The following is a 20,285-nucleotide window of genomic DNA, read 5'->3' on the forward strand; positions in this document are numbered from 1 at the left end:
CAGATGCCTTGTGCGGAGCCGCATTTCGGGGATCGGCCGTCCTGGTGAGACGACACGCCGAGGGGTGTGTGCGCAATGCCCCATTGCCGCAGGTCACGGACCGTCAGAATTTTCCCGCCGAGGGCGACTCGGATGGCGCACCGGGGCCGGGCCGCCACCCGTTCGCTCCCGCCCTTTCGCACGCCGCGCGCCCCGCGCTTAGCGTTTTCGTACGCGCAACGGACGCGGTGGGAATGCCGCGTTGAGAGGGGATAGAGAATGCCTTCGTCCCATCCGGCCGACGAGTTCGAATTCCAGGATTTCCAGGAGGACGAAAAGCAGAGGAAGCGCGCCCCGTGGGGTGTGATGGCACTCGTCCTGCTCACCGGCCTCGCGCTGATCCGCAACGGTTCGGGGGAGTTCGACGTGGGCCCGCCGCAGCCCGCGTCCGCGGCGGCCGCGGACCGTGCGCCCGATGCGGGCCGCGGCGCCCCCGCGCCCTTGACGTTCTCGCCGGCCGAGCGCGTCCGCATCAAGGGCATCCAGGTGGACGCCCCGATCATGCCGGTGGGCCTGGACTCCGAGGGCTGGGTGGACGCGCCGCCGCCCGAAGACCCGAATCTCGCGGGCTGGTTCACCGGCGCCGTATCCCCCGGCGAGAAGGGCACGGCGGTGGTGGTCGGCCACGTGGACAATCAGCAGGGCCCCGCCGTCTTCTACGGCCTCGGTTCCCTGAAGAAGGGACATCACGTGGAGGTCAGGCGCAAGGACAAGAAGACGGCGATTTTCGAGATCTACGGCATCGAGGTCTTCGAGAAGGAGAACTTCCCGGGAAAGCGCGTGTACGGAAACGTGGGCGGACCCGAATTGCGGGTCATCACCTGCGGCGGCGGATTCTCCAAGAGCTCCGGATACGACGGGAACGTCGTGGTGTTCGCCCGCCTGGTCGCCGTACGCTGAGCACTTCGGCCCCACCGACCCGGCGGGCGAACGGTTCACGTCATGAAGCGGCTCGGCAGGGTGATGCGATAGCCGGAGTCCAGGAGTTCCGGCAGATAGGAGCGCAGGGCGGCGACGCTGCCCGAGCGGTCGCCGCCCGCGTCGTGCGAGAGGACCACGACGCCCGGTCCCGCGCCCGCGCGCACGCGCCGCACGATGGTCGCCGACCCGGGTTCGGTCCAGTCGAGGGTGTCGACGGTCCAGGCCAGCGGCTCCATCCCGAGCTCGGCGCCCAGCTGGAAGGCGTTGCGGTTCCACGCGCCGTAGGGGGCGCGGAACCACGCGGGGGGTTCGCCGGTCGTGTCCTCGATGACGTCGCAGGTGCGCTCCATCTGATCGCGCATCGTGGCGCGGCTCAGCCGCGGGAGCAGCGGATGGCTCCAGGTGTGATTGCCGATCAGATGCCCGTCGTCGGCCATCTCGCGCAGCAGGTCCTTGTTGTCGACGGCCATCTCGCCGCAGACGAAGAACATCGCGCGGACGTCGTGTCTTCGCAGGATGCGCAGGATGTGTGGGGTGTAGCGGGGGTCGGGTCCGTCGTCGAAGGTCAGCACCATCGAGCGCTCGCGCCCCGGCATGCGCAGGATCGGCGCCTTGCGGACCCGGGGCAGGGCCCGCGCGGCGCGCTGCGGGCCGTGTCCCGCCATGGGCTGGAGGCGGTACGCGGAGGGCTTGAGGGCGCGGGCGGCCTGCGGGCCCGCGGCGGGCGCGCCGCCGGTGACGGTGGGTCCCGGGGTGGACGGTCGTTCCGCGCCCACGCATCCGGCAGTCGCGGTCAGGCCGAGGACCGCGGCGGCGCGGAGCAGGACCCGACGCCCTGGAGTCAGCTGATCGTCTTTCATGACTAATCCGTCGCATGGCCGAAGGCCCGCGCGGAACACCAACACTGGGGCAGCCCCCGAAAGCACCCGATCAGACGTGCCCCGGACGGGCCTCGGTCCCACCCCGGACGAGCCTCGGTCCGGCCCCGTACGTGCCTCAGACCCGGCGTACGAGCGGGAAGGGCAGGGTCTCCCTGATGGTCAGGCCGGTGAGGAACATGACGAGCCGGTCGACGCCGATACCGAGGCCGCCGGTGGGCGGCATCGCGTACTCCAGGGCGTCGAGGAAGTCCTCGTCGAGCTCCATGGCCTCGGGGTCTCCCCCGGCGGCGAGCAGCGACTGGGCGGTGAGGCGGCGGCGCTGCTCGACCGGGTCGGTCAACTCCGAGTAGGCGGTGCCCAGTTCGGTACCGAAGGCGACGAGGTCCCAGCGCTCGGCGAGGCGCGGGTCGGTGCGGTGCTGACGGGTGAGCGGGGAGACGTCGGTCGGGAAGTCCTTGTAAAAGGTGGGCAGCTTCGTCTTCTCCTCGACGAGCCGCTCGTACATCTCCAGGACGACGTCGCCGCGTCCGTCGTCGGTCGTGTACGGGACGGCGGCCCGGTCGCACAGCCGGTGCAGGGCCCGCAGCGGGGTGTCCGCGTCGACCTCGTCGCCGAGTGCCTCGGAGATCGCGCCGTACACGGTCTTGACCGGCCAGGGCCCGGAGATGTCGTGCTCCGCGCCGTCCTTGTACGCCACCGCCCTGCCGAAGGCGGCGGTCGCCGCGCCCTGGATGAGTTCGCGGGTGAGGTCGAGCATCACGTCGTAGTCGGCGAAGGCCTGGTACGCCTCCAGCATCGTGAACTCGGGGTTGTGCTTGTAGCTCACGCCTTCGTTGCGGAAGGTGCGGCCCATCTCGAAGACCTTCTCCATGCCGCCGACGCAGAGCCGCTTGAGGTACAGCTCGGGCGCGATGCGCAGATACAGGTCGAGGTCGTAGGCGTTGATGTGGGTGGTGAAGGGGCGGGCGTTGGCGCCGCCGTGGATCTGCTGGAGCATCGGCGTCTCGACCTCCAGGTAGCCGCGGTCGAGCAGGCCCTGGCGCAGGGCCTGTACGGCGGTGGAGCGGGCCCGCACGACGTCGCGGGCGTCGGGGCTCGCGACCAGGTCGAGGTAGCGGCGGCGCACCTTGGCCTCGGGGTCGGTCAGGCCGCGCCGTTTGTCGGGCAGGGGGCGCAGGCACTTGCCGGTGAGCCGCCAGTCGGTGACGAAGACGGTCAGCTCGCCCTTGTCGCTGGTGCCGACCGTGCCGGTGGCCGTGATGTGGTCGCCGATGTCGGTGCCCGCGGTGAAGCGGTCAAGGACGTCGGGGCCCGAGATGTCGCGGGTGAGGGCGAGCTGGCGGTCGCCCGACCAGTCGCGCAGGACGGCGAAGACGACGCCGCCGAAGTCGCGTACGAGCATGACACGGCCCGCGACCGTGACCTGCTGCCCCGTCATGTCGGCCTGAACGGCGGCGAGTTCGTGGGTGCGCGGGGCCAGGCCCACCGGATAGGGGTCGACGCCCTCGGTGCGCAGCCGGTCGAGTTTGCGGTGGCGGATGCGGATCTGTTCCGGGAGCTTCGACGCGGGGTCGGCGTCGGCCGCGTCGCCCTGCCCGGCGAGCCCGAGCGCGGCGATGGACGGGAGCCCCTCGGTGGTCGCGGGCTGGGTGACGCCCCGGGGCTTGTGACCCTTGCCCCAGAGCTTGCGCAGCGAGGGCACGGAGACGAAGCCCTCGGCGATGCCGGACGCCAGGCTGATGCGGGCGAGCGCGCCGCTGTCGCCGTAGCAGATGAAGCGCGGGTACCACTCGGGGTGGTACTTGGCGTTGGAGCGGTAGAGCGCTTCGAGCTGCCACCACTTGGAGAAGAAGAGGAGGAGCTTGCGCCACAGCCGCAGGACGGGACCCGCGCCGATCCTGCCGCCCTCCTCGAAGACCGAGCGGAAGACGGCGAAGTTGAGGGAGATGCGGCGCACCCCGAACTTCGGCGCCGCGGCGCACAGTTCGGCGACCATGAACTCCATGACACCGTTCGGCGCGCTGCGGTCGCGGCGCATCAGGTCCAGGGAGATGCCGTCCTTGCCCCAGGGCACCAGGGAGAGCAGGGCGAGGAGCCTGCCGTCGGCGTCCAGGGCCTCGACCAGGAGGCACTCGCCGTCCTCGGGGTCGCCCAGGCGGTCGAGCGCCATGGAGAAGCCGCGCTCGGTCTCGGTGTCCCGCCAGGCGTCCGCTTTGTCGATGATCTCCTCCATCTCCTCGTCGGTGAGGGTGGAGTGGCGGCGGATCCGGGCGGTGGCGCCGGTGCGGCGCACGCGGTTCACGGCCTGGCGGGTCACCCGCATGTCGCGGCCGCCCAGGTCGAAGTCGGCGACGTGCAGGATCGCCTCGTCGCCGAGCTGCAGCGCGCCGAGCCCCGAGCGGGCGTACGCGGTGGCGCCGTCCTCGGAGGCGCCCATCACCGCGGGCTGCCAGGCGTACCGCCGGGCCACGTCCAGCCAGGCGCCGATCGCGTGCGGCCAGGCCTCGCGGTCGCCGACGGGGTCGCCGCTGGCCAGGCAGACGCCGGCCTCGACGCGGTAGGTGACGGCGGCCTTGCCGCTGGGCGAGAAGACGACGGCCTTGTCGCGCCGGGTGGCGAAGTAGCCGAGGGAGTCCTGATCCCCGTACGCCTTGAGGAGCGCGCGGATGCGGGGCTCCTCGTCGCCGTGCAGGGCCGCCTCCATGCGCTGGGAGCGGAAGAGCGTGGCGGCGGCGTTCAGGAGGGCGAGCGCGCCGAACAGGCCGAGCCAGAAGTAGAGCCCTCGCGGCGGGGAGCCGTCGAAGTAGTCGCGGCCGTGGATGAGCCCGCCGCAGACGCGGTTGGCGGCCCACAGCAGGCGCTCGCCGCGCGGCAGCGTGCCGGGGAAGAGCTCGACCAGGCCCCAGCCGAGCAGGATCGCGATGCCGAGGCCCGCGGCGAGGACCGCGATGGCCCGCCAGACGGCGCCGCGGCGGGAGTCTGCGGAGAACTCCTTGCGGGCCAGGATCAGCAGGACGAAGGCGATGCCGCAGACAACGAAGGACGGCAGCGACTCCGCCCAGAAGCCGAGGGCCGCGCCGAGCACGTCGAAGGCGAGGAGCAGACCCAGATAGATGACGACGAGCCACCACGCGACCTTCTTGCGGGCGGCGGTCGCGGCGGCGAGCAGGAAGAGGAAGACCGCGTACGCGAGGTTGACGCTGACCGGGACCGTGACGAGGTCGAGGGTGCGGATCACGGGGAGCAGCAGGCGGCGCAGCGGGGGTATGACCGCGAGGACCGCGCAGAAGATGCCGAGGGTGCCGAAGAAAGCGGCGAACACCTCCGGGACGCGGGACAGGAATCCGCCACGCGGGCGTATCCGTCCGTCGGCCTCGGGATCCTGTCCGCCGGCCTCGGGCTCCTCCGTGCTGACAGTCATGGCACGACTCTAGAAACAGCTCGGCCACGCCGCTCGTCGAGCCGGGGCGGGCGGCTGCTGCCGGAGCGCTCCGCTCCGTTAACCTCTCGGCGTGAGTGAAGACCAGTCCCAGCAGTTCGAACGCGGCACTGACGGGCCCAAGGTGATCGTGGTCGGAGTCGATGGCTCCGATTCCTCGTTGCGGGCTGCGGCATATGCCGGAGGCCTGGCCCGGCGGCAGCGGGCCCTGCTCGCCGTGGTGTACATCCAGCCGGTGATGGCGGCGGGCGCGGCGCTCGGCGCCCCGGTCGCCGAGACCACCGACGAGATCGCCGAGAGTCTGATCGCGGAGATCAGGGACGCGGCCGAGCGGGTGAAAGACATATTCGATGTCCGCTGGGAGTTCCACACGTTCCGCGGCGACCCCTACAACGGTCTCGTCTCCGCCGCCGACGAGCTGAAGGCCGACGCCGTCGTCGTCGGCGCCTCGGAGCAGGCGGGCCACCGCATCATCGGATCGGTCGCCGTACGCCTGGTGAAGGCGGGCCGCTGGCCGGTCACCGTGGTGCCGTGACCAGTCGGTCCACGCGCAGGACGAGGGACCCCTGGAGGCCATGGCGAGCATCGTCGCCGCGGAGAGGAACGCGGCGGCGAGGGCCGGCCGCGCCACGACGGTGAAGACCCGCCATGCCGTGGGACTGTCGCCCGCCTCCTGGACCAGGTTCCGCAGCGACCGCGCCTGCCGCCGCCGAGCCGAGGGTTCCGATGAACTCGCTTGCTGTGACGTCATGTTGGAACCCTGGATTCGGCTCACTTCACATCCCGGCCCGCTGCCCTCCACCCGCGCCCTCGCCGCGCAACTCGGCTTCGCCCGGGGGACCGTCGTGGAGGCGTACGCGGCCGCGCGTGCGGCGACGCGCTCCGTCCCCGACGCGCTCCGTCGCGCTGCTGGCCCTCGGGCCGTTCTGGCACGGGGCGCGTCGGGCGCCCGGCCTGATCGTGTGCCGCAGCCGGCCACCCGGCGAAACCGGCTACGCGGTGCTCGACCGGCTCATCGCGCCGACGGGCTCGTCCGGCTCCGGGCGGCACCTCGGTGCGCGGTGATGCGGTGCTTGTACCAGTGGTAGCTGTCCTTAGGGGTCCGGCGCAGCGTGGTGTAGTCGACGTGGACGAGCCCGAAGCGCTTGCTGTAGCCGTGGGTCCACTCGAAGTTGTCCATCAGCGACCACACGTCGTAGCCGCGCACGCCGACGCCCTCGGCGACGGACCGCGCGACCGCCTCCAGGTGCCCGCGCAGAGAGTCGGCGCGCGCCTCGTCCCGGACGTTGCGAACCGCCCTGCGCTTCCCGTGACCTCGGGACGCGCGGCATGCCGCCCGGAGGGCGACCCGTATTCCATGCGACCAGCGCCGCCGCACACCACACGGTCCCTTCGGCGTGCGTTCGGTGCTCACTGGGAGAACATCTCCGCCGGGGGCGATCCTCGTCATCCTGCCGACCCTGCTCGTCTTCCTGTTCCTCCAGCGCTTCCTTTACAACGGTTTCGCCCAAGGAGCCACCAAGTAGAACTCCACGTGCTCCATGACGGGAGTGGCGCCTTCCTTCGAGGGCACGGCTGGGCCATCATGATCCGCCATCAGCCGACGGCCGTCAGCGAAGAGGTGGACCTCATGGCGGGACTCCAAAAGGGGCAGGGCGTACTGCGCCGCAAGCCCATCGAACGCATCGAGGAGTCCGAGGCGGGCGGCGGACTCGCCCGCTCGCTCGGGCTCTGGCAGCTCACCGCGATCGGCGTCGGCGGCATCATCGGCGCCGGCATCTTCACGCTCGCGGGCACCGTCGCCAACGAGAAGGCGGGGCCCGCGGTCCTGATCTCATTCCTGATCGCGGGCATCGCGAGCGCCGCGGCGGCGTTCTCGTACGCCGAGTTCGCGGGCCTCATCCCGAAGGCCGGATCCGCGTACACCTACGGCTATGTGGTGCTCGGCGAGCTCGCGGGCTGGTTCATCGGCTGGGATCTGCTCCTGGAGTACACGGCGATCGTGGCGGTGGTCGCCATCGGGATCTCCGGGTACTTCAACTTTCTCCTGGGCGACATGGGTGCCGAGCTGCCCGCGTGGATGCTGGGCGCGCCCGGCACGGGCGACGGGCACAAGGTCGACCTCTTCGCGGCGCTCCTGTGCCTGCTCATCGCGTATCTGCTCACGCTCGGCATCAAGAACGCGGCGCGCTTCGAGATGGTCGTCGTGGTCCTGAAGGTGCTCGTCGTCCTCGTGGTGATCGGCGTGGGGTTCTTCCACATCAACACCGGCAATTACGAGCCGTTCTTCCCCTTCGGGGTCAGCGGCGCGTTCACGGGTGCGGCGACCGTCTTCTTCGCGGTGTTCGGGTACGACGCGATGAGCACCGCCGCCGAGGAGTCCAAGGACGCCCAGCGCCACATGCCGAAGGCGATCCTCTACTCCCTCGCCATCTCGATGGTGCTGTACGTCCTCGCCTGTCTGGTCCTCACCGGCATGCAGGACTACAAGGACATCGACCCGGAGAGCGGGTTCTCCAGCGCGTTCAAGTCCGTGGGGCTCGGCGGGCTCGCCGACGTCATCGCCGTCGGCGCCATCATCGGCATCCTCACCGTGATGTTCACCTTCATGCTGGGCGTCACGCGCGTGTGGTTCTCGATGAGCCGCGACGGGCTGCTGCCCAAGTGGTTCGCGAAGACCCACGAGACGCGTCACGTACCGACGCGCGTCACGTGGATCGTCGGGTTCGCGTCGGCCGCCATCGCCGGGTTCCTGCCGATCGGCGAGGCGGCCGAACTCACCAACATCGGGATCCTGTTGGCGTTCGTCGTGGTGTGCGTCGCGGTGATCGTGCTGCGCTACAAGCAGCCCGATCTGCCGCGCACCTTCCGCTGCCCCGGAATGCCGGTGGTCCCGGCGCTCGGGGTCGTCTTCTCCATCTGGCTGATCACGTTCCTGCAGTGGCAGACCTGGGTGCGGTTCGCCGTCTGGTTCGCGGTCGGCCTCCTCGTGTACTTCGGGTACTCGTACCGCAAGTCGGAGCTGGCGAAGGCGGATACGGCCCTTTCGGAGCCGCGCGACAAGGCCCCGTAGGCGGACCGGGCCCCGTAGGCGTCAGGCGCTCTTCTCGATCGACTTCTGGAACTCACGGGCCATCTGCTCCAGGCCCTTGTTCTTCCACTCCGCCCAGAACGGCTTCCACTCGCTCAGCTTCTTGCGCCCGCTGACGATGTCGTTGACCAGATCGGTCGCCTCGGTGGACATGCGCCCGTAGTGCTGCGTGTACGCGTCCGAGTAGTGACCGACCGTGGGGTTGCGGACGGCCGTCTCCAGGAGCCTCTGCTCGGCCGCGTAGACGTCCTTGACGTCCTGGACGCGTTCGGTGCCCGGGAAGCTGGACGCGATGATCGCGAAGGGCGAGGTCGTCGACGTCATCAGGCCGCTGTAGAGGCCCTCGACCTGCTGCTTGCCCTGCTTGGTGCGGGTGGGGAAGCCGTTCTTGTCGTAGGTGAAGTCCTCGCCCTCGGTGCCGTACTCCAGGAACTCGCGCTCCTTGCTGCCGAACGGCGCCGCCAGGTAGTCGAGGACGCGCAGCAGCATCCGCACCCGCTTCTCGTCGCCCTTCTTGATGGCGGTGTAGCCGATGGTGCCCAGGTGGTAGTGGTGGTTGGGCTTGTTCCCGCCCGCCGCGAAGGGGATGAGGATCTCGGCGGCGATGCCCGGGTCCTGGACGCGGGTGTCCTTGCGGGCGTTGAAGGGGTTCGCGAAGACGCAGGCGCCGATCGCGCCCTGCGCCATCTTGGTGTAGGCGTCGGCCATCTTGGGGTTGCCCGGGTAGAAGACGCCCGCCTTCTTCAGCTTCAGGACGAAGTTCAGGGTCTCCTCGTACTCGTCGGTGTCCTGGAACCAGGTCAGCGAGCCGTCCTTGTTCTGACGCCACTTGTTGGGGGCGCCGAAGCACTGGCTCAGCACGCTGGCCGCGTTGACGTAGATCGGCTCAAGGGCCCAGGTCCTGCCGCCGGTGACCTCCTTGCACTTGGCGAGGAACTCCTCGGGACCCGATGCCTGGAGGCCGTCCGCCTTCTCCCAGACCTTCGGGTTGCCGCCGTAGACCTGGCCGAGCGCCGGGTAGGGGACGGGCGCGCCCCAGATCTTGCCGTTGACGACCGCGGTCTTCCAGTGCGCCGGGGTCATCGCGGCGAGGTTCGGATACTTCTTCACCGCGTCGCCCGACACGTACTCGGTGATGTCCGCGCACTTGGCCTCCAGCAGTTCGGCGATGTGCTGGATGCCCTGGTTGGGCGGTATCCAGAGCAGGTCGGGAAGGTCGCCGCCCGCGACCGTCGCGGAGAACTTCTCCTCGTAGCCGGGGTCGGTGCCGAGGATGGCGGTCAGCTCGACGCCGAGTTCCTTGTCGAGCTTCTCCCAGTACGCGTTGGAGTCCTTGGGGGTCGGCGGCTGGGTCCAGATCTCCGTGAGCATGGTGATCTTCGAGCCGTCGCCCGGAGTCTTGGCGACGCTGCGCACCAGCTCCTTCGGGTAGGAGAGGAAGCCGGCCGACAGGCCCTTGGAGTTCGGCGCGAGGTCCGGCTCGACCTTGGTGAAGGGGACGTACGAAGGGAGCTTCACCTTCGACGAGGCCGCTTCGCCGGTCTTCTTCGCGGCCGAGCCGCAGCCCGTCAGGGAGGTGGCGGCCGCGCCCGCCGCGACGGCGGTGGAGAGGCTGAGGAAGGTGCGTCGGGACATACCAGGCATGGGGATTCTCCGCGGGTGAGGTCGGGATGAGACGCGGGGGAGGTCGGAGTGAGCGGGGTCAGCCCTTGATGGCGCCGGTGAGCACGCCCTTGGTGAAGTACTTCTGCAGGAAGGGGAAGAGCGCCAGGATCGGCAGCAGCGCGAGCATCACGACGGCCATGGAGAGGGACTGCTGCGGCGGCATGTTCGTGATGCCGAGCTGGTCCGCCGTCATGGACTTGTTCTGTACGACGTAGGTGCGCAGGACCAGTTGGATGGGCCACTTGCCGGAGTCGTTGAGGTAGAGCATCGCGTTGAAGAAGGCGTTCCAGTACGTCACCGCGTAGAAGAGGCCGACGACGGCGACGACGCCCTTGGAGAGCGGAAGCACGATGCGGGTCAGGATGCGCCAGTCGCCCGCGCCGTCGATACGGGCCGCCTGGTAGAGCTCGTCGGGGATGTTCATGAAGAACGCCCGCAGGACGACGAGATTGAACGCGTTGATCAGGACGGGCAGGATCAACGACCAGTAGGAGTCCAGGAGTCCGAGCTCCTTGACGACCACGTACATCGGGACCATGCCCGGCGCGAAGAGCAGCGTGAACAGGACCATCAGGAGGATCGGCTTGCTGCCGGGGACGCCGCGCTTGCTCAGGGCGTACGCGAGGGCGATCGTCGTCAGGAGCGAGAGCGCCGTGCCGACCGCGGTGATCAGGACGCTCACCACCACGGCGCGCGAGACGATCCCGCCGGACAGGATCGTGCGGTACGCCTCCAGGGTCGGCTCCGTGGGGAAGAGCACGAAGCCGCCGGACTCGGTGATCTCCTTGCGGGAGGCGAGGCTGGTGGAGAGGACCGTGAGGAAGGGCAGGACCATCACGGCGCAGATGACCGTGATGACGACGGCCTTGGCGGTGGAGCCGATCTTCGTCGGCGGCTCCTCCCAGACGGGCCGCTCCTCGCGTGTCCGCTGCCGTTCGCTCTTGGTGCGCAGGGGAAATCCGAAGCTGCTCATTTGCTGTACACCCCGTGCTCTCCGAAGGCGTGGGCGACCTTGTTGGCACCCCAGATCATCAAGGCCCCGACGACTCCCTTGACCAGTCCGGCCGCGGCGCCGACGCCCCAGTCGCCGTAGACGACGCCGTGGTAGTAGATGTACGTGTCCAGGACTTCCGCCGCGCGTGCGCCGACCGCGTCGCGTTGGAGCAGGAACTGTTCGAAGCCGACGGAGAGCACGTCGCCGAGGCGGAGCACGAGCAGCATGATCGTGACGCCGCGGACCGCGGGCAGCGTGACGTGCCACATGCGGCGCCAGCGCCCGGCGCCGTCGACGGCCGCCGACTCGTACAGGCTCTGGTCGACGTTGGCGAGGGCGGCCAGGTAAATGATCATTCCCCAGCCGATGTCCTTCCAGATCACCTGCCCCGTGATGAGCAGCGGGAAGGTGCTGGGGTCGCTCATCACGTCGAGCGGCGACATGCCGTGGTCGCGCAGGTAGTTGCTGAACAGGCCCGCTCCGCCGAGGACTTGCTGGAAGAGCGCGACGACCAGGACCCATGAGATGAAGTGCGGCAGATACACGATGCTCTGCACGAACTTCTTGATGCGCGGGCTGACCAGGCTGTTGATCAGCAGCGCGAGAGCCAGCGGGGCCGGGAAGAAGAAGATCAGCTGGAGCGCGGCGAAGGCCAGCGTGTTGCGCACCGACTCCCAGAACGCCGGATCGGCGAACAGCTCCTGGAAGTTGGCGAGGCCGACCAGCGGGCTGTCCTTGAAGCCGATGAAGGGCTGGTAATCCTGGAAGGCGATGACGTTGCCCAGCATCGGCACGTAGAAGAAGCCGATGAAGAACAGCACGCCCGGGGCCATGAGCGCGAGCATCACCCAGTTGTTCCGCAATCGGACGCGGAGCGGGACTCGGCGAAGGCGCGGCGGGCCCTGCGGTGTCACGGCGGACGCGGTCGGTGGCGACGCGGCCTTGGGCCTGCGCAGCGTTCCTTGGGATGTCACACGTACTCCCTGGCCTGGCGGCACGACGGAATAGGGAATCCGGCAGCCGGCTAATTAAGAAGCCAACTTTCCGAAAGAGAGCCACATCATCGAAGTGCGACTCCCGTCCGTCAACCACCTCGCGGCCTCAAGGAGTTGGACTTTTCTGCGCGGCGTGATCGATGTGTTCCAGTGCGAGGCGGGCTGCCCCGATTGCGGTGGATTCCTCGCCGAGTACCGACGTTTGCACCGTCGGCGCATACGGGCAGAGCGCGCCGAGCCGCTCGGCGAACGGCTCGGCGAGCAGGGCGCCCGCCCGGGAGATGCCGCCGCCGAGCACCACCGACTGCGGGTCGAGGACCGCGACATGGCGGGCCAGGCTGTCGGCGAGGGCCTCCGCGAAGGCACGCAGGGTGTACTTGGCCCCGCCGTCGCCCGCCGCGGCGGCGGTCACCACTGCTCGGGCCGCGTTCTCCCTGGTCGGCCGGTCCGCGCCCTGATGCCCCGCGAACCAGTCGAGAAGCCGCTGGTAGGAGAGCTCCCAGCCGTCCCCGGCGACCATCTCGCCGGCGGCCGAGTGGTGGCCGCGGTGCAGTTCGCCGCCGAGCCACAGGCCGATGCCGAGGCGGTTGCCGACGTACAGGTAGACGCAGTCGCGTACGCCCACGCTGACCCCGCCGGTGCACTCGGCGAGGGTGGCCAGCTGGATGTCGTTGCCGACGACGACGGGGCCGCGAGCGGTGTCGGAGAGCTCGCGGGCGAGGTCGAGCCCGGTCCACTCGGGCAGCGAGTCGCTGACCGCGACGCGCCCCTCGGTGTCGACCATGCCGCTGGTGCCGACACCGGTGGCGAGCGGGCGTACATCGGCCGCCTCCGGCTTGGCGAGGCAGCCCGCGATGGCGGCGCGCACGGCCTCCAGCCGTTCGTGCGCGGGCAGTTCGGGGGTGACGGCGACGCGCTGGGCGGCGACCGTGCGGCCGAGCAGGTCGGCGGCGAGCACCAGGACCTTGTGCGCGCCGATGTCCACGCCGAGGACATGGCCCGCCTCGGCGCGGAAGCGGAACCTGCGGGCGGGGCGGCCGACGCTGCCGCTGCCGGGGGTCAGCTCGACCAGCCGCCCCTCGCGCAGGAGTTGGGCGGTCAGGTCCTGGGCCGTGGGCCGGGAGACGCCGATCAGCGAGGCCAGCTCGGGCACGGTGATCTCGTCACGCTCGCGCAGGACGCGCAGGGCCGCCGCCGCGTTCAGCCGTCGCAGCAGTGAAGGATCGCCGCTCGCGGGTCCGCCAATGGGTTCTTTCATGAGCCCCTCCCCCTTGACAGCAAGATCGGTTGCTCTCAGGGTGACCCGGAGCGATTGAGAAACTTACCTAATAAACAGCGCCCTTGGGGAGCACAGATGGGTGGGACAGAACCGCAGGCCGGCCATCCCGAGCTGGAGTGCGGCGTCGGCCTCTGGGATCAGGACGTCTACGGAAATCATCGCCTGCTGGTGGACGTCATGGCTGCGGCCCCCGCCGTCGCCGCCGAACTCCCGTGGCGCCGCCAGGACTTGAGCGTACGCTCCGTGACGGGTGACGTGGACGTGATCGTCCTCGCCCCGTCCGGGCTGCGCGTGCACAACACGGTGGCGGTCGAGGTGACCGAGGAGCGCGGCCGCATCGCCTTCGAGCCCTCGGAGGGCCCGGGGGCCTACGCGGTGCACTATCTGCCGTACGCGCACACCGGCAAGCCGTACTACCCGCAGGCCGTCTACCGCCCGCCGACCAGGACCGCGGACCCCGGCTGGGTGCACCGCTGCGGGCTCGACCGGGCCGACGACACCTGGGCGGGGCTCCCCCGCGCCGAGGCGTTCCGATATGAGGCGGCGAGCGCGGTCGACTCGTTCGCGCCGATGGGCTTCGCGGCGACCTCGAAGGAGTGCACGGCGCTCCAACAGGCCCACGAGGGCGAGGAGTTCCTGCTCTTCGCCGAGGACAGGGCGTATCCGCTCGGCCGGTACGGCAAGCTGCCCGCGCGCTGGGCGCACGCCACCCCGGGGGCGCCCTTCGCGGGGACGGCGGACCGCGGCGAGTTCTACGCGGTGCAGGTCGGCGTGTACGCGCTCGCCGACCTCGCGGATGTGCGGGCCGAGGTGCGGGGGCTGCCCTTTCCCGTACGGTGCCTCAGCACCGGCGGGATCGACGCGCGCGGGCATGCCTTCGAGCGCCGCGTCGACGTCGCCGCGGGCGGGGTGACCGCGCTCTGGCTGGGCGTCGACGTCTCCGAGCGGGCCAGGGCCGGGGTGTACGAGGGGGAGATCGCCGTCCGCGCGGAGGGCACGCCCGAGCGGGTGCTTCCGCTGCGGCTCACGGTCGGCGAGGCCGTCGTCGCCGGGCACGGGGCGGGGGAACCGACGCGGCTCGCCCGGCTCCGCTGGCTGGACTCGACGCTGGCGCAGGACGACGAGACGGTTCCGCCGTTCGCTCCCGTGAAGGTCGACGGGCATCGGCTCGCGATCCTCGGCCGCACCGTCGAGATCGGCGCCGACGGACTCCCCCACCGGATCGCCTCCACCTTCACTCCGTCCGTGACGCGCGCGGACGGACCCGAGCGCGAACTGCTCGCCGCCGCCTGCGCGTTGGACATCGGCAGGCCCGTGGAGCACGAGCCGCTCACCCTCGACCAGCCGGGTCCTGCGCGCGTGCGCTGGTCCACGCGGGCCGCCGGACCGGACGTACTCCTTTTCACCGAGGGCGAGTTGGAGGCCGACGGGTTCCTCGTCGTGCGCGCCACGGTCGAGGCCATCGCCGACACCGAGCTCGACGTCACGCTCGACCTGCCGGTGCGCGAGGACGTCGCGCGGTACGCGATGGGGCTCGGCCTGACGGGCCGGGTGTGCCCGGAGACGTACGACTGGACGTGGGACACCCCCACCCGCAACCAGGATGCCTTCTGGCTCGGCGATCCGGCCGCGGGGCTCCAGCTCTCGCTGCGCGACGAGCACTACTCCCGCCCCCTCAACACCAACTACTACCGGGAGAAGCCACTGGTCACGCCCCGCTCCTGGGCGGGTGACGGGGAGGGCGGGGTACGGCTGCGGACGGGCGGCGGGGTGCGTGCGCTCGTCGCGTACAGCGGGCCGCTGCGGCTGCGGGCGGGCGAGAGCCGGCGCTTCGAGTTCCGGCTGCTGCTCACGCCGTTCAAACCGCTGGACCCGGCGCGGCAGCTCACCGAGCGGTACTTCCACGCGCACGCCTCACCCAAGGAGGTCGCGGCGTACGGCGCGAACGTGGTGAACCTGCACCATGCGACGCCACCCAACCCGTACATCAACGATCCGCTGCTCGCCGCGGAGACGCTGCGGGCCTACACCGACGAGGCGCACCGGCTCGGCGTCCGCGTGAAGGTGTACGCCACCGTGCGCGAACTGACGCGCCACACACCGGAGTTGCCGGTGCTCGCCGCGCTCGGCGACGAGATCTTCGCGCCGGGACCGGCCGGCGGGCACGCCTGGCTGCAGGAACACATGGGCGGCAGTTACGTCCCGGGCTGGGTGGCGCCGGACGTCGGCGACGTCGCGGTCGTCACATCCGGCGACTCGCGCTGGCACAACTCCTATGTGTGCGGCGTCGAACGGCTGCGGCGGGTCGTGGGCGTGGACGGTCTCTACCTGGACGACGTGGCGTACGACAGGGCCACGATGAAGCGGGTCCGCAAGGCGCTGGCGCGCTCCGGGACGTCGGCGCCCCTGGTCGACCTTCACTCGTGCAACCAGTTCCGCGCGCCGGACGGCTTCGCGTCCAGCGCCAATCTGTACGCGGAGCTGCTGCCGTACGTCGACCGCCTCTGGCTCGGCGAACTCTTCGACTACGACGGCCAGGCCGGTGGGGAGGGCGGCGGAGCCGGGGCCGATCCGGCCTACTGGCTCGTGGAGATCTCCGGCATCCCCTTCGGCCTGATGGGCGAGATGCTGGAGGGCGGCGGCAACCCGTGGCGCGGCCTGGTCTTCGGCATGACGGCACGGGCCCCGATGACGGACGTACGACCGCTGTGGCGGGCCTTCGACCAACTGGGCCTGCCGGAGGCGCAGATGACGGGCTGGTGGGCGGAGGACCCACCGGTGCGGACGGGCCGTGCCGACGTCCTCGCGACGACATGGCAGGGCCCCGGCGGCACGGCGACGGCACTGGCGTCCTGGGCGCCCACCGCGGTGGAGGTACCCCTCACCGTGAAGGGCACCCCCGTGGCGGCGTACGCACCCCCGATCGCAGGCTTCCAGCCCGAGCGGACCTTCACCGCGGGCGAGCCCGTCCCGGTGGAGCCGGGCCGGGGCTGGTTGCTGCGGACAGGGGGCGAGGGCCGAGGCTCCGCCCTGGCCTGAGCGGTGAGGGAAGGGGGCGCGGGATCGGGCGAGTCGGTGGCCCGTTCCCCGCGGGGATCGGGCCACCTCGTGGCTACTTGGCCATCGTCAGGCCGCTCGCTCCCGCCCCTCTGCTCAGCACCACCCTGCGGATGCGGTCGCGGATGTCGTTCACGGCCGCGCCCCGGTCCAGGGCTCTGTTGAGGTTGACCACGCGGCCGGTGTCCGTGTTGAACCACATCGGGATGAACTCCGCCTTCGTCACCTCCCAGCGGGCGCCGGGGCGTGCCGGAGGAGCGAAGGTGAAGCGGCCGATGGTGCCCTGGTTGCCGCGCGGGTCGTGTGCGCCCGCATGGTTGATCATGTCGCCGGCGATCTGGTCGCCCATGCCGTAGATGACCCACGTACCTGAGCGGCCGCCCACCTTCTCGTAGGCCTGCGGGACGTGGGCGTGGGTGCCGAGGATCAGGTCGATGTCGAGGCGGCCGTTCGTGCGGGACGCCGTGAGCTGCTTGCCGAGTCGCAGCTGCTGGCGGTCCGGGGAGTCCTGCCACTCCGTTCCCCAGTGCAGGCTGACCACCACCACGTCGGCGCCCGCCTTCCGTGCCGCGCGGGCGTCCGCGATGATCTTGCCGCGGTCGATCAGGTCGACCGACCACGGCTTGCCCTTCGGCAGCGGGTAGCCGTTCGTGCCGTAGGTGTACGCCAGCTGCGCGACCTTCGCGCCGCCCGCCCGCAGCCACGCCGGACTCTTGTCCTCCGTGGCCGAACGCGCCGAGCCCGCGTGCTTGACTCCCGCCTTGTCGAGCGCGTCCAGGGTGCGGCGCACGCCCGCCGCGCCGGCGTCCAGGGTGTGGTTGGAGGCGGTGGAGCACGAGTCGTACCCCGTGACCCTGAGGGCGCGGGCCACCTGGGGCGGGGACTTGAAGCTGGGGTACCCGGTGTAGTCCCCGTCCGCGCCGTACACCGTCTCCATGTGACAGATCGCCAGGTCCGCCTTGGAGATCACCGGCTTGGCGCCCGCGAGCATCGGCGCGAAGTCGTAGCCTTCGCCGCCCGCGTCGGCGTTGGCCTTGCGGATGATCGAGGAGTGCGGCAGGACGTCACCGGACGCCGCGAGCGTGAAGCCGCGCTTCTCGGCGGCGCCGCCGCCCGCCGGGGAGTGGGCGGGGGCGGGGCGACGCGGGGCGGCCCCGCCCCCGGACCCCTTCTGCTGCTGCGCCTTCTGCTTCTGCGGCGGCGCCGACTCCGGAGCGGCCGTGCAGGCGGTCGTCGCCGCGAGGCCGACGAGCACGAGGGCCGCCGCCGCTGCGGTCGCCGGACGTGCGGTCCGACCTGGGGTTCCTGGGGTGGATGTGGTCCGTGTGTGCCGTGAAAACCGTGCGCGCTGCGTCATCGATCGGGCTCCATGGATGGGGCGTATTCGGCCAGACGAATCCACATGCGGATGTAACGGCAAATCAAGGATCAATGCCGCCGCAGTCCCTGAAACGGAGTCAAACGGAGTGCCCCTGTGACGCGAACAACACGCCCCCGCCGACCTGCGGTGAAACCGTGGGCCGGGTCAAGGCTCCGTAAAGCGCCTTGCTCAGCACCCCCATTGGGTAATCGGCTGTCCTCATCCGTGTGCCGGAGTGGGGGGCCAGAGGCCGGCGACGCGCACGGACCTGAGGAAGGCGGAACGGGATGCGGCACGAGAGCAGAGGAAACACGAACAACCCCCAGGGCGGCGAACTGACCGTACCGATGGCGTGGTTGTACGCCGAGTACATCGCGGACGAGTTGCTGCGCACCGGCGACCTGATGCCGCCGACGTCGTTCGAGTACCGCGCGGGGCGCGACGCCCTCGCCCTGACGATCTTCCTCTCGGACAGCAGGGGCGAGCTGTCCGGCATCCGCGTGGTTTCCCAGCTGGACGCCTGGCGGTCGCTGACGGCCCACGACCAGGCGTGGCAGGACTGGGTCCGCGAGCGGATGGAACTGCTCACGGAGGACGCCGTCGCCGCCGGCACCCCCTCGCCCGACCTGGAACTCGCCGACCTCGCGTGGCGCTGGCTGGAGGAGACCGAGCTGCTCGCGCCCGACCTGGACGCCGTGCCCGGCGGTGGTCCCGTGCCGGGCGAGGAGGACGGGCCGAAGGTGTGGATGCCTGCGTGGCGGCTCGGCCTGCCGCTCGGGCATCTGGCGATCCATCTGTTCTGACGGGCGGTCCAACTGCTCTGACGGGCAGTCCAACCGTTCCGGCGGGTGATCCAACAGTTCCGGCCGACGCTCCAACCGTTCCGGCAGGCGATCCTTCCGTTCTGATCGGCGCCGCCGCTCCTTGAGCGATTCGGCGGCCCGCTCCGTACCGGTGGGCAAGTGAAACTCACCGACAAGGAACGCCATGAGGTCCCAGGAGCGGCATCGCGACGCAGGCGCCTATGCGCTCGGCGTCCTCGACAGGGCGGACGCGTTCCGTTTCGAGGACCACCTCACCGGATGCCCCGCCTGCCTGCTCGCCCTCGACGAACTGGAGGCGACGGCACGGCAGTTGACACGGTACGGGCGCGTCCCTCCGGCCGCCGCGCCCGGTCCCGCCCTGCTCGACCGCCTGCTGCGGGAGGCCCGGCGGCTGGGCGGGGCGCGGCGCAGGCGGTGGCTGTGCGCGGTCGCCGCGGCGGTCGTGCTGGCCGTCGGGGCGCCCGCCGTGTCGGTGATGACGGGAGCGGTCGTGACGGGAGAGGGTTCCGCGCCGGTGCGGATCAGCGCTCGGGACGCGCGCAGTGGAGCGTTCGCCTCGCTGACGGCCCGCGACCGCCCCTGGGGCACGGAGATCGGCCTCACGGCGCGGGATCCGGACACCACGGGACGCGTCTGCGAGCTGGTGGCCGTCGGCACCGACGGATCCGAGCAGACCGTCATGGCGTGGCGGGTCCCACCGCGGACCGTCCAGACCCACGGCGCCACGGCCCTGCCCCCGGAGCGGACCGACCGCTACGAGGTGCGGACGGCCGACGGGGAGCGGCTGCTCACGCTGCCGCGCCCGTAGACCGGGCGGTGCCGAGCGGGGAGGTCACCACCGCACCGACCTCGTCCGCTCCGGACAGACCTCGCCTACTTCAGCAGCCGCGACATCCTGCGGTCGGCGAGCGGCTTGCCGCCCGTCTGGCACGTCGGGCAGTACTGCAGCGAGGAGTCGGCGAAGGACACCTCCCTGATCGTGTCGCCGCACACCGGGCACGGCTCGCCGGTGCGGCCGTGCACGCGCAGGCCGCTCCTCTTCTCCGCCTTGAGACGGCCCGCCGCGACACCGCGCGAGCGCTCCACCGCCTCGTTCAACGTAGCCAGCAGCGCCACATGCAGCCCATGGACTTCCTCCTTCGTGAGACTCGACGTGAGCCGGAACGGGGACATGCGGGCCGCGTGCAGGATCTCGTCGCTGTACGCGTTGCCGATGCCCGCGATCAGGCTCTGGTCGCGCAACGCCCCCTTGATCTGCCGCCGTTCGCCCGCCAGGAGCTCCGCGAGGCGCGCCTCGTCGAAGTCGGGCGCCAGCGGGTCGGGGCCCAGACGGGCGATGCCCGGGATCTCCTCCGGCTTCTCGGTGACGTACACGGCGAGGCGCTTCTGTGTCCCCGCCTCGGTGAGGTCGAAGCCCTCCCCCGTCTCCAGGGCGACGCGCAGCGCGAGCGGGCCCTTGCCCGGCCGGGGGGCGCCGTCCGGGAGCCGGTCCTTCCACTGCAGCCAGCCCGCGCGGGCGAGGTGCGTGACCAGGTGCAGCCCGTCGGCATCGACGTCCAGGAACTTGCCGTGCCGCGCCACGGCCGTGACGGTGCGGCCCTCCAGGGCGGTGAGCGGAGGGTCGTACGTCTTGAGGACGCTCACCGCGGCGGGCAGGACCCGCGCGATGCCGCGGCCGACCAGATGCTCCGTCAGAAAGGCGCGCAGAGCCTCCACTTCGGGCAGTTCAGGCATGGCTTC

General features: G+C 70.7%; 14 protein-coding genes and 2 pseudogenes. 7 read left to right on the plus strand and 9 right to left on the minus strand.

Annotated elements, in window-relative coordinates:
• The first annotated feature begins 258 nt into the window (after nucleotides 1-258).
• A complete protein-coding gene (locus AB0B50_RS37215) occupies nucleotides 259-939 on the plus strand; it encodes a class F sortase (RefSeq protein WP_362340268.1) in 681 nt (226 codons plus the stop codon).
• Nucleotides 940-974: 35 nt separating this feature from the next.
• Here AB0B50_RS37215 and AB0B50_RS37220 read toward each other — a convergent pair whose 3' ends face one another.
• Nucleotides 975-1,820 (minus strand): polysaccharide deacetylase family protein, encoded by an 846-nt coding sequence (locus AB0B50_RS37220; protein WP_362340269.1) that lies wholly within the window; start codon nucleotides 1,818-1,820, stop codon nucleotides 975-977.
• Nucleotides 1,821-1,956: 136 nt separating this feature from the next.
• The gene (gene lysX, locus AB0B50_RS37225) at nucleotides 1,957-5,262 is read right to left on the minus strand and encodes a bifunctional lysylphosphatidylglycerol synthetase/lysine--tRNA ligase LysX (RefSeq protein WP_362340271.1); all 3,306 of its coding nucleotides are present in this window, start codon (nucleotides 5,260-5,262) and stop codon (nucleotides 1,957-1,959) included.
• Between the two features lie 91 nt (nucleotides 5,263-5,353).
• Between lysX and AB0B50_RS37230 the strand changes: the two genes are divergently transcribed.
• A complete protein-coding gene (locus AB0B50_RS37230; RefSeq protein ID WP_362340273.1) occupies nucleotides 5,354-5,815 on the plus strand; it encodes a universal stress protein in 462 nt (153 codons plus the stop codon).
• A gap of 477 nt (nucleotides 5,816-6,292) precedes the next feature.
• Here the strand turns inward: AB0B50_RS37230 and AB0B50_RS37235 are convergent.
• Nucleotides 6,293-6,565, minus strand: a pseudogene (locus AB0B50_RS37235) (family 1 glycosylhydrolase); the annotation flags it as partial.
• 117 nt (nucleotides 6,566-6,682) lie between these two features.
• On the opposite strand from AB0B50_RS37235, the pseudogene AB0B50_RS37240 reads away from it, so the two are divergent.
• Nucleotides 6,683-6,806: pseudogene (locus AB0B50_RS37240) on the plus strand (carbohydrate ABC transporter permease); the annotation flags it as partial.
• A 104-nt stretch (nucleotides 6,807-6,910) separates the two neighbouring features.
• The gene (locus tag AB0B50_RS37245; protein WP_362340275.1) at nucleotides 6,911-8,353 is read left to right on the plus strand and encodes an amino acid permease; all 1,443 of its coding nucleotides are present in this window, start codon (nucleotides 6,911-6,913) and stop codon (nucleotides 8,351-8,353) included.
• 21 nt (nucleotides 8,354-8,374) lie between these two features.
• Here the strand turns inward: AB0B50_RS37245 and AB0B50_RS37250 are convergent, their stop codons facing one another.
• The 4 genes from AB0B50_RS37250 to AB0B50_RS37265 all read right to left on the minus strand — a co-directional run bounded on the left by AB0B50_RS37250 (nucleotide 8,375) and on the right by AB0B50_RS37265 (nucleotide 13,283).
• On the minus strand, nucleotides 8,375-10,006 hold the full coding sequence (locus AB0B50_RS37250) for an extracellular solute-binding protein (RefSeq protein ID WP_362340277.1): 1,632 nt from the start codon (nucleotides 10,004-10,006) through the stop codon (nucleotides 8,375-8,377).
• Between the two features lie 67 nt (nucleotides 10,007-10,073).
• Nucleotides 10,074-11,009 (minus strand): carbohydrate ABC transporter permease, encoded by a 936-nt coding sequence (locus AB0B50_RS37255; RefSeq protein WP_362340279.1) that lies wholly within the window; start codon nucleotides 11,007-11,009, stop codon nucleotides 10,074-10,076.
• Nucleotides 11,006-11,944: an ABC transporter permease subunit gene (locus AB0B50_RS37260; RefSeq protein WP_362340405.1), complete on the minus strand. Its 939-nt coding sequence runs from the start codon at nucleotides 11,942-11,944 to the stop codon at nucleotides 11,006-11,008. The genes AB0B50_RS37255 and AB0B50_RS37260 overlap by 4 nt, the downstream gene beginning before the upstream one ends.
• 187 nt (nucleotides 11,945-12,131) lie before the next feature.
• Nucleotides 12,132-13,283 (minus strand): ROK family transcriptional regulator, encoded by a 1,152-nt coding sequence (locus AB0B50_RS37265; protein WP_362340280.1) that lies wholly within the window; start codon nucleotides 13,281-13,283, stop codon nucleotides 12,132-12,134.
• Nucleotides 13,284-13,379: 96 nt separating this feature from the next.
• Here AB0B50_RS37265 and AB0B50_RS37270 point away from each other — a divergent pair, with 96 nt between their 5' ends.
• The gene (locus AB0B50_RS37270) at nucleotides 13,380-16,343 is read left to right on the plus strand and encodes a glycoside hydrolase domain-containing protein (RefSeq protein ID WP_362340282.1); all 2,964 of its coding nucleotides are present in this window, start codon (nucleotides 13,380-13,382) and stop codon (nucleotides 16,341-16,343) included.
• 73 nt (nucleotides 16,344-16,416) lie between these two features.
• Here AB0B50_RS37270 and AB0B50_RS37275 read toward each other — a convergent pair whose 3' ends face one another.
• Nucleotides 16,417-17,616 carry a CapA family protein gene (locus tag AB0B50_RS37275; RefSeq protein WP_362340284.1) on the minus strand — a complete coding sequence of 400 codons (1,200 nt, stop codon included), beginning with the start codon at nucleotides 17,614-17,616 and terminating at the stop codon, nucleotides 16,417-16,419.
• Nucleotides 17,617-18,008: 392 nt separating this feature from the next.
• Between AB0B50_RS37275 and AB0B50_RS37280 the strand changes: the two genes are divergently transcribed.
• Nucleotides 18,009-18,524: a hypothetical protein gene (locus tag AB0B50_RS37280; protein ID WP_362340286.1), complete on the plus strand. Its 516-nt coding sequence runs from the start codon at nucleotides 18,009-18,011 to the stop codon at nucleotides 18,522-18,524.
• A gap of 184 nt (nucleotides 18,525-18,708) precedes the next feature.
• A complete protein-coding gene (locus AB0B50_RS37285) occupies nucleotides 18,709-19,353 on the plus strand; it encodes a zf-HC2 domain-containing protein (RefSeq protein ID WP_362340287.1) in 645 nt (214 codons plus the stop codon).
• Between the two features lie 65 nt (nucleotides 19,354-19,418).
• Here AB0B50_RS37285 and AB0B50_RS37290 read toward each other — a convergent pair whose 3' ends face one another.
• Entirely contained in the window at nucleotides 19,419-20,279 is an 861-nt protein-coding gene (locus AB0B50_RS37290) for a DNA-formamidopyrimidine glycosylase family protein (RefSeq protein ID WP_362340289.1), read from the minus strand.
• Nucleotides 20,280-20,285: the final 6 nt, after the last annotated feature.

The sequence above is a fragment of the Streptomyces sp. NPDC041068 genome (assembly GCF_040647455.1).
Lineage (GTDB): Bacteria > Actinomycetota > Actinomycetes > Streptomycetales > Streptomycetaceae > Streptomyces.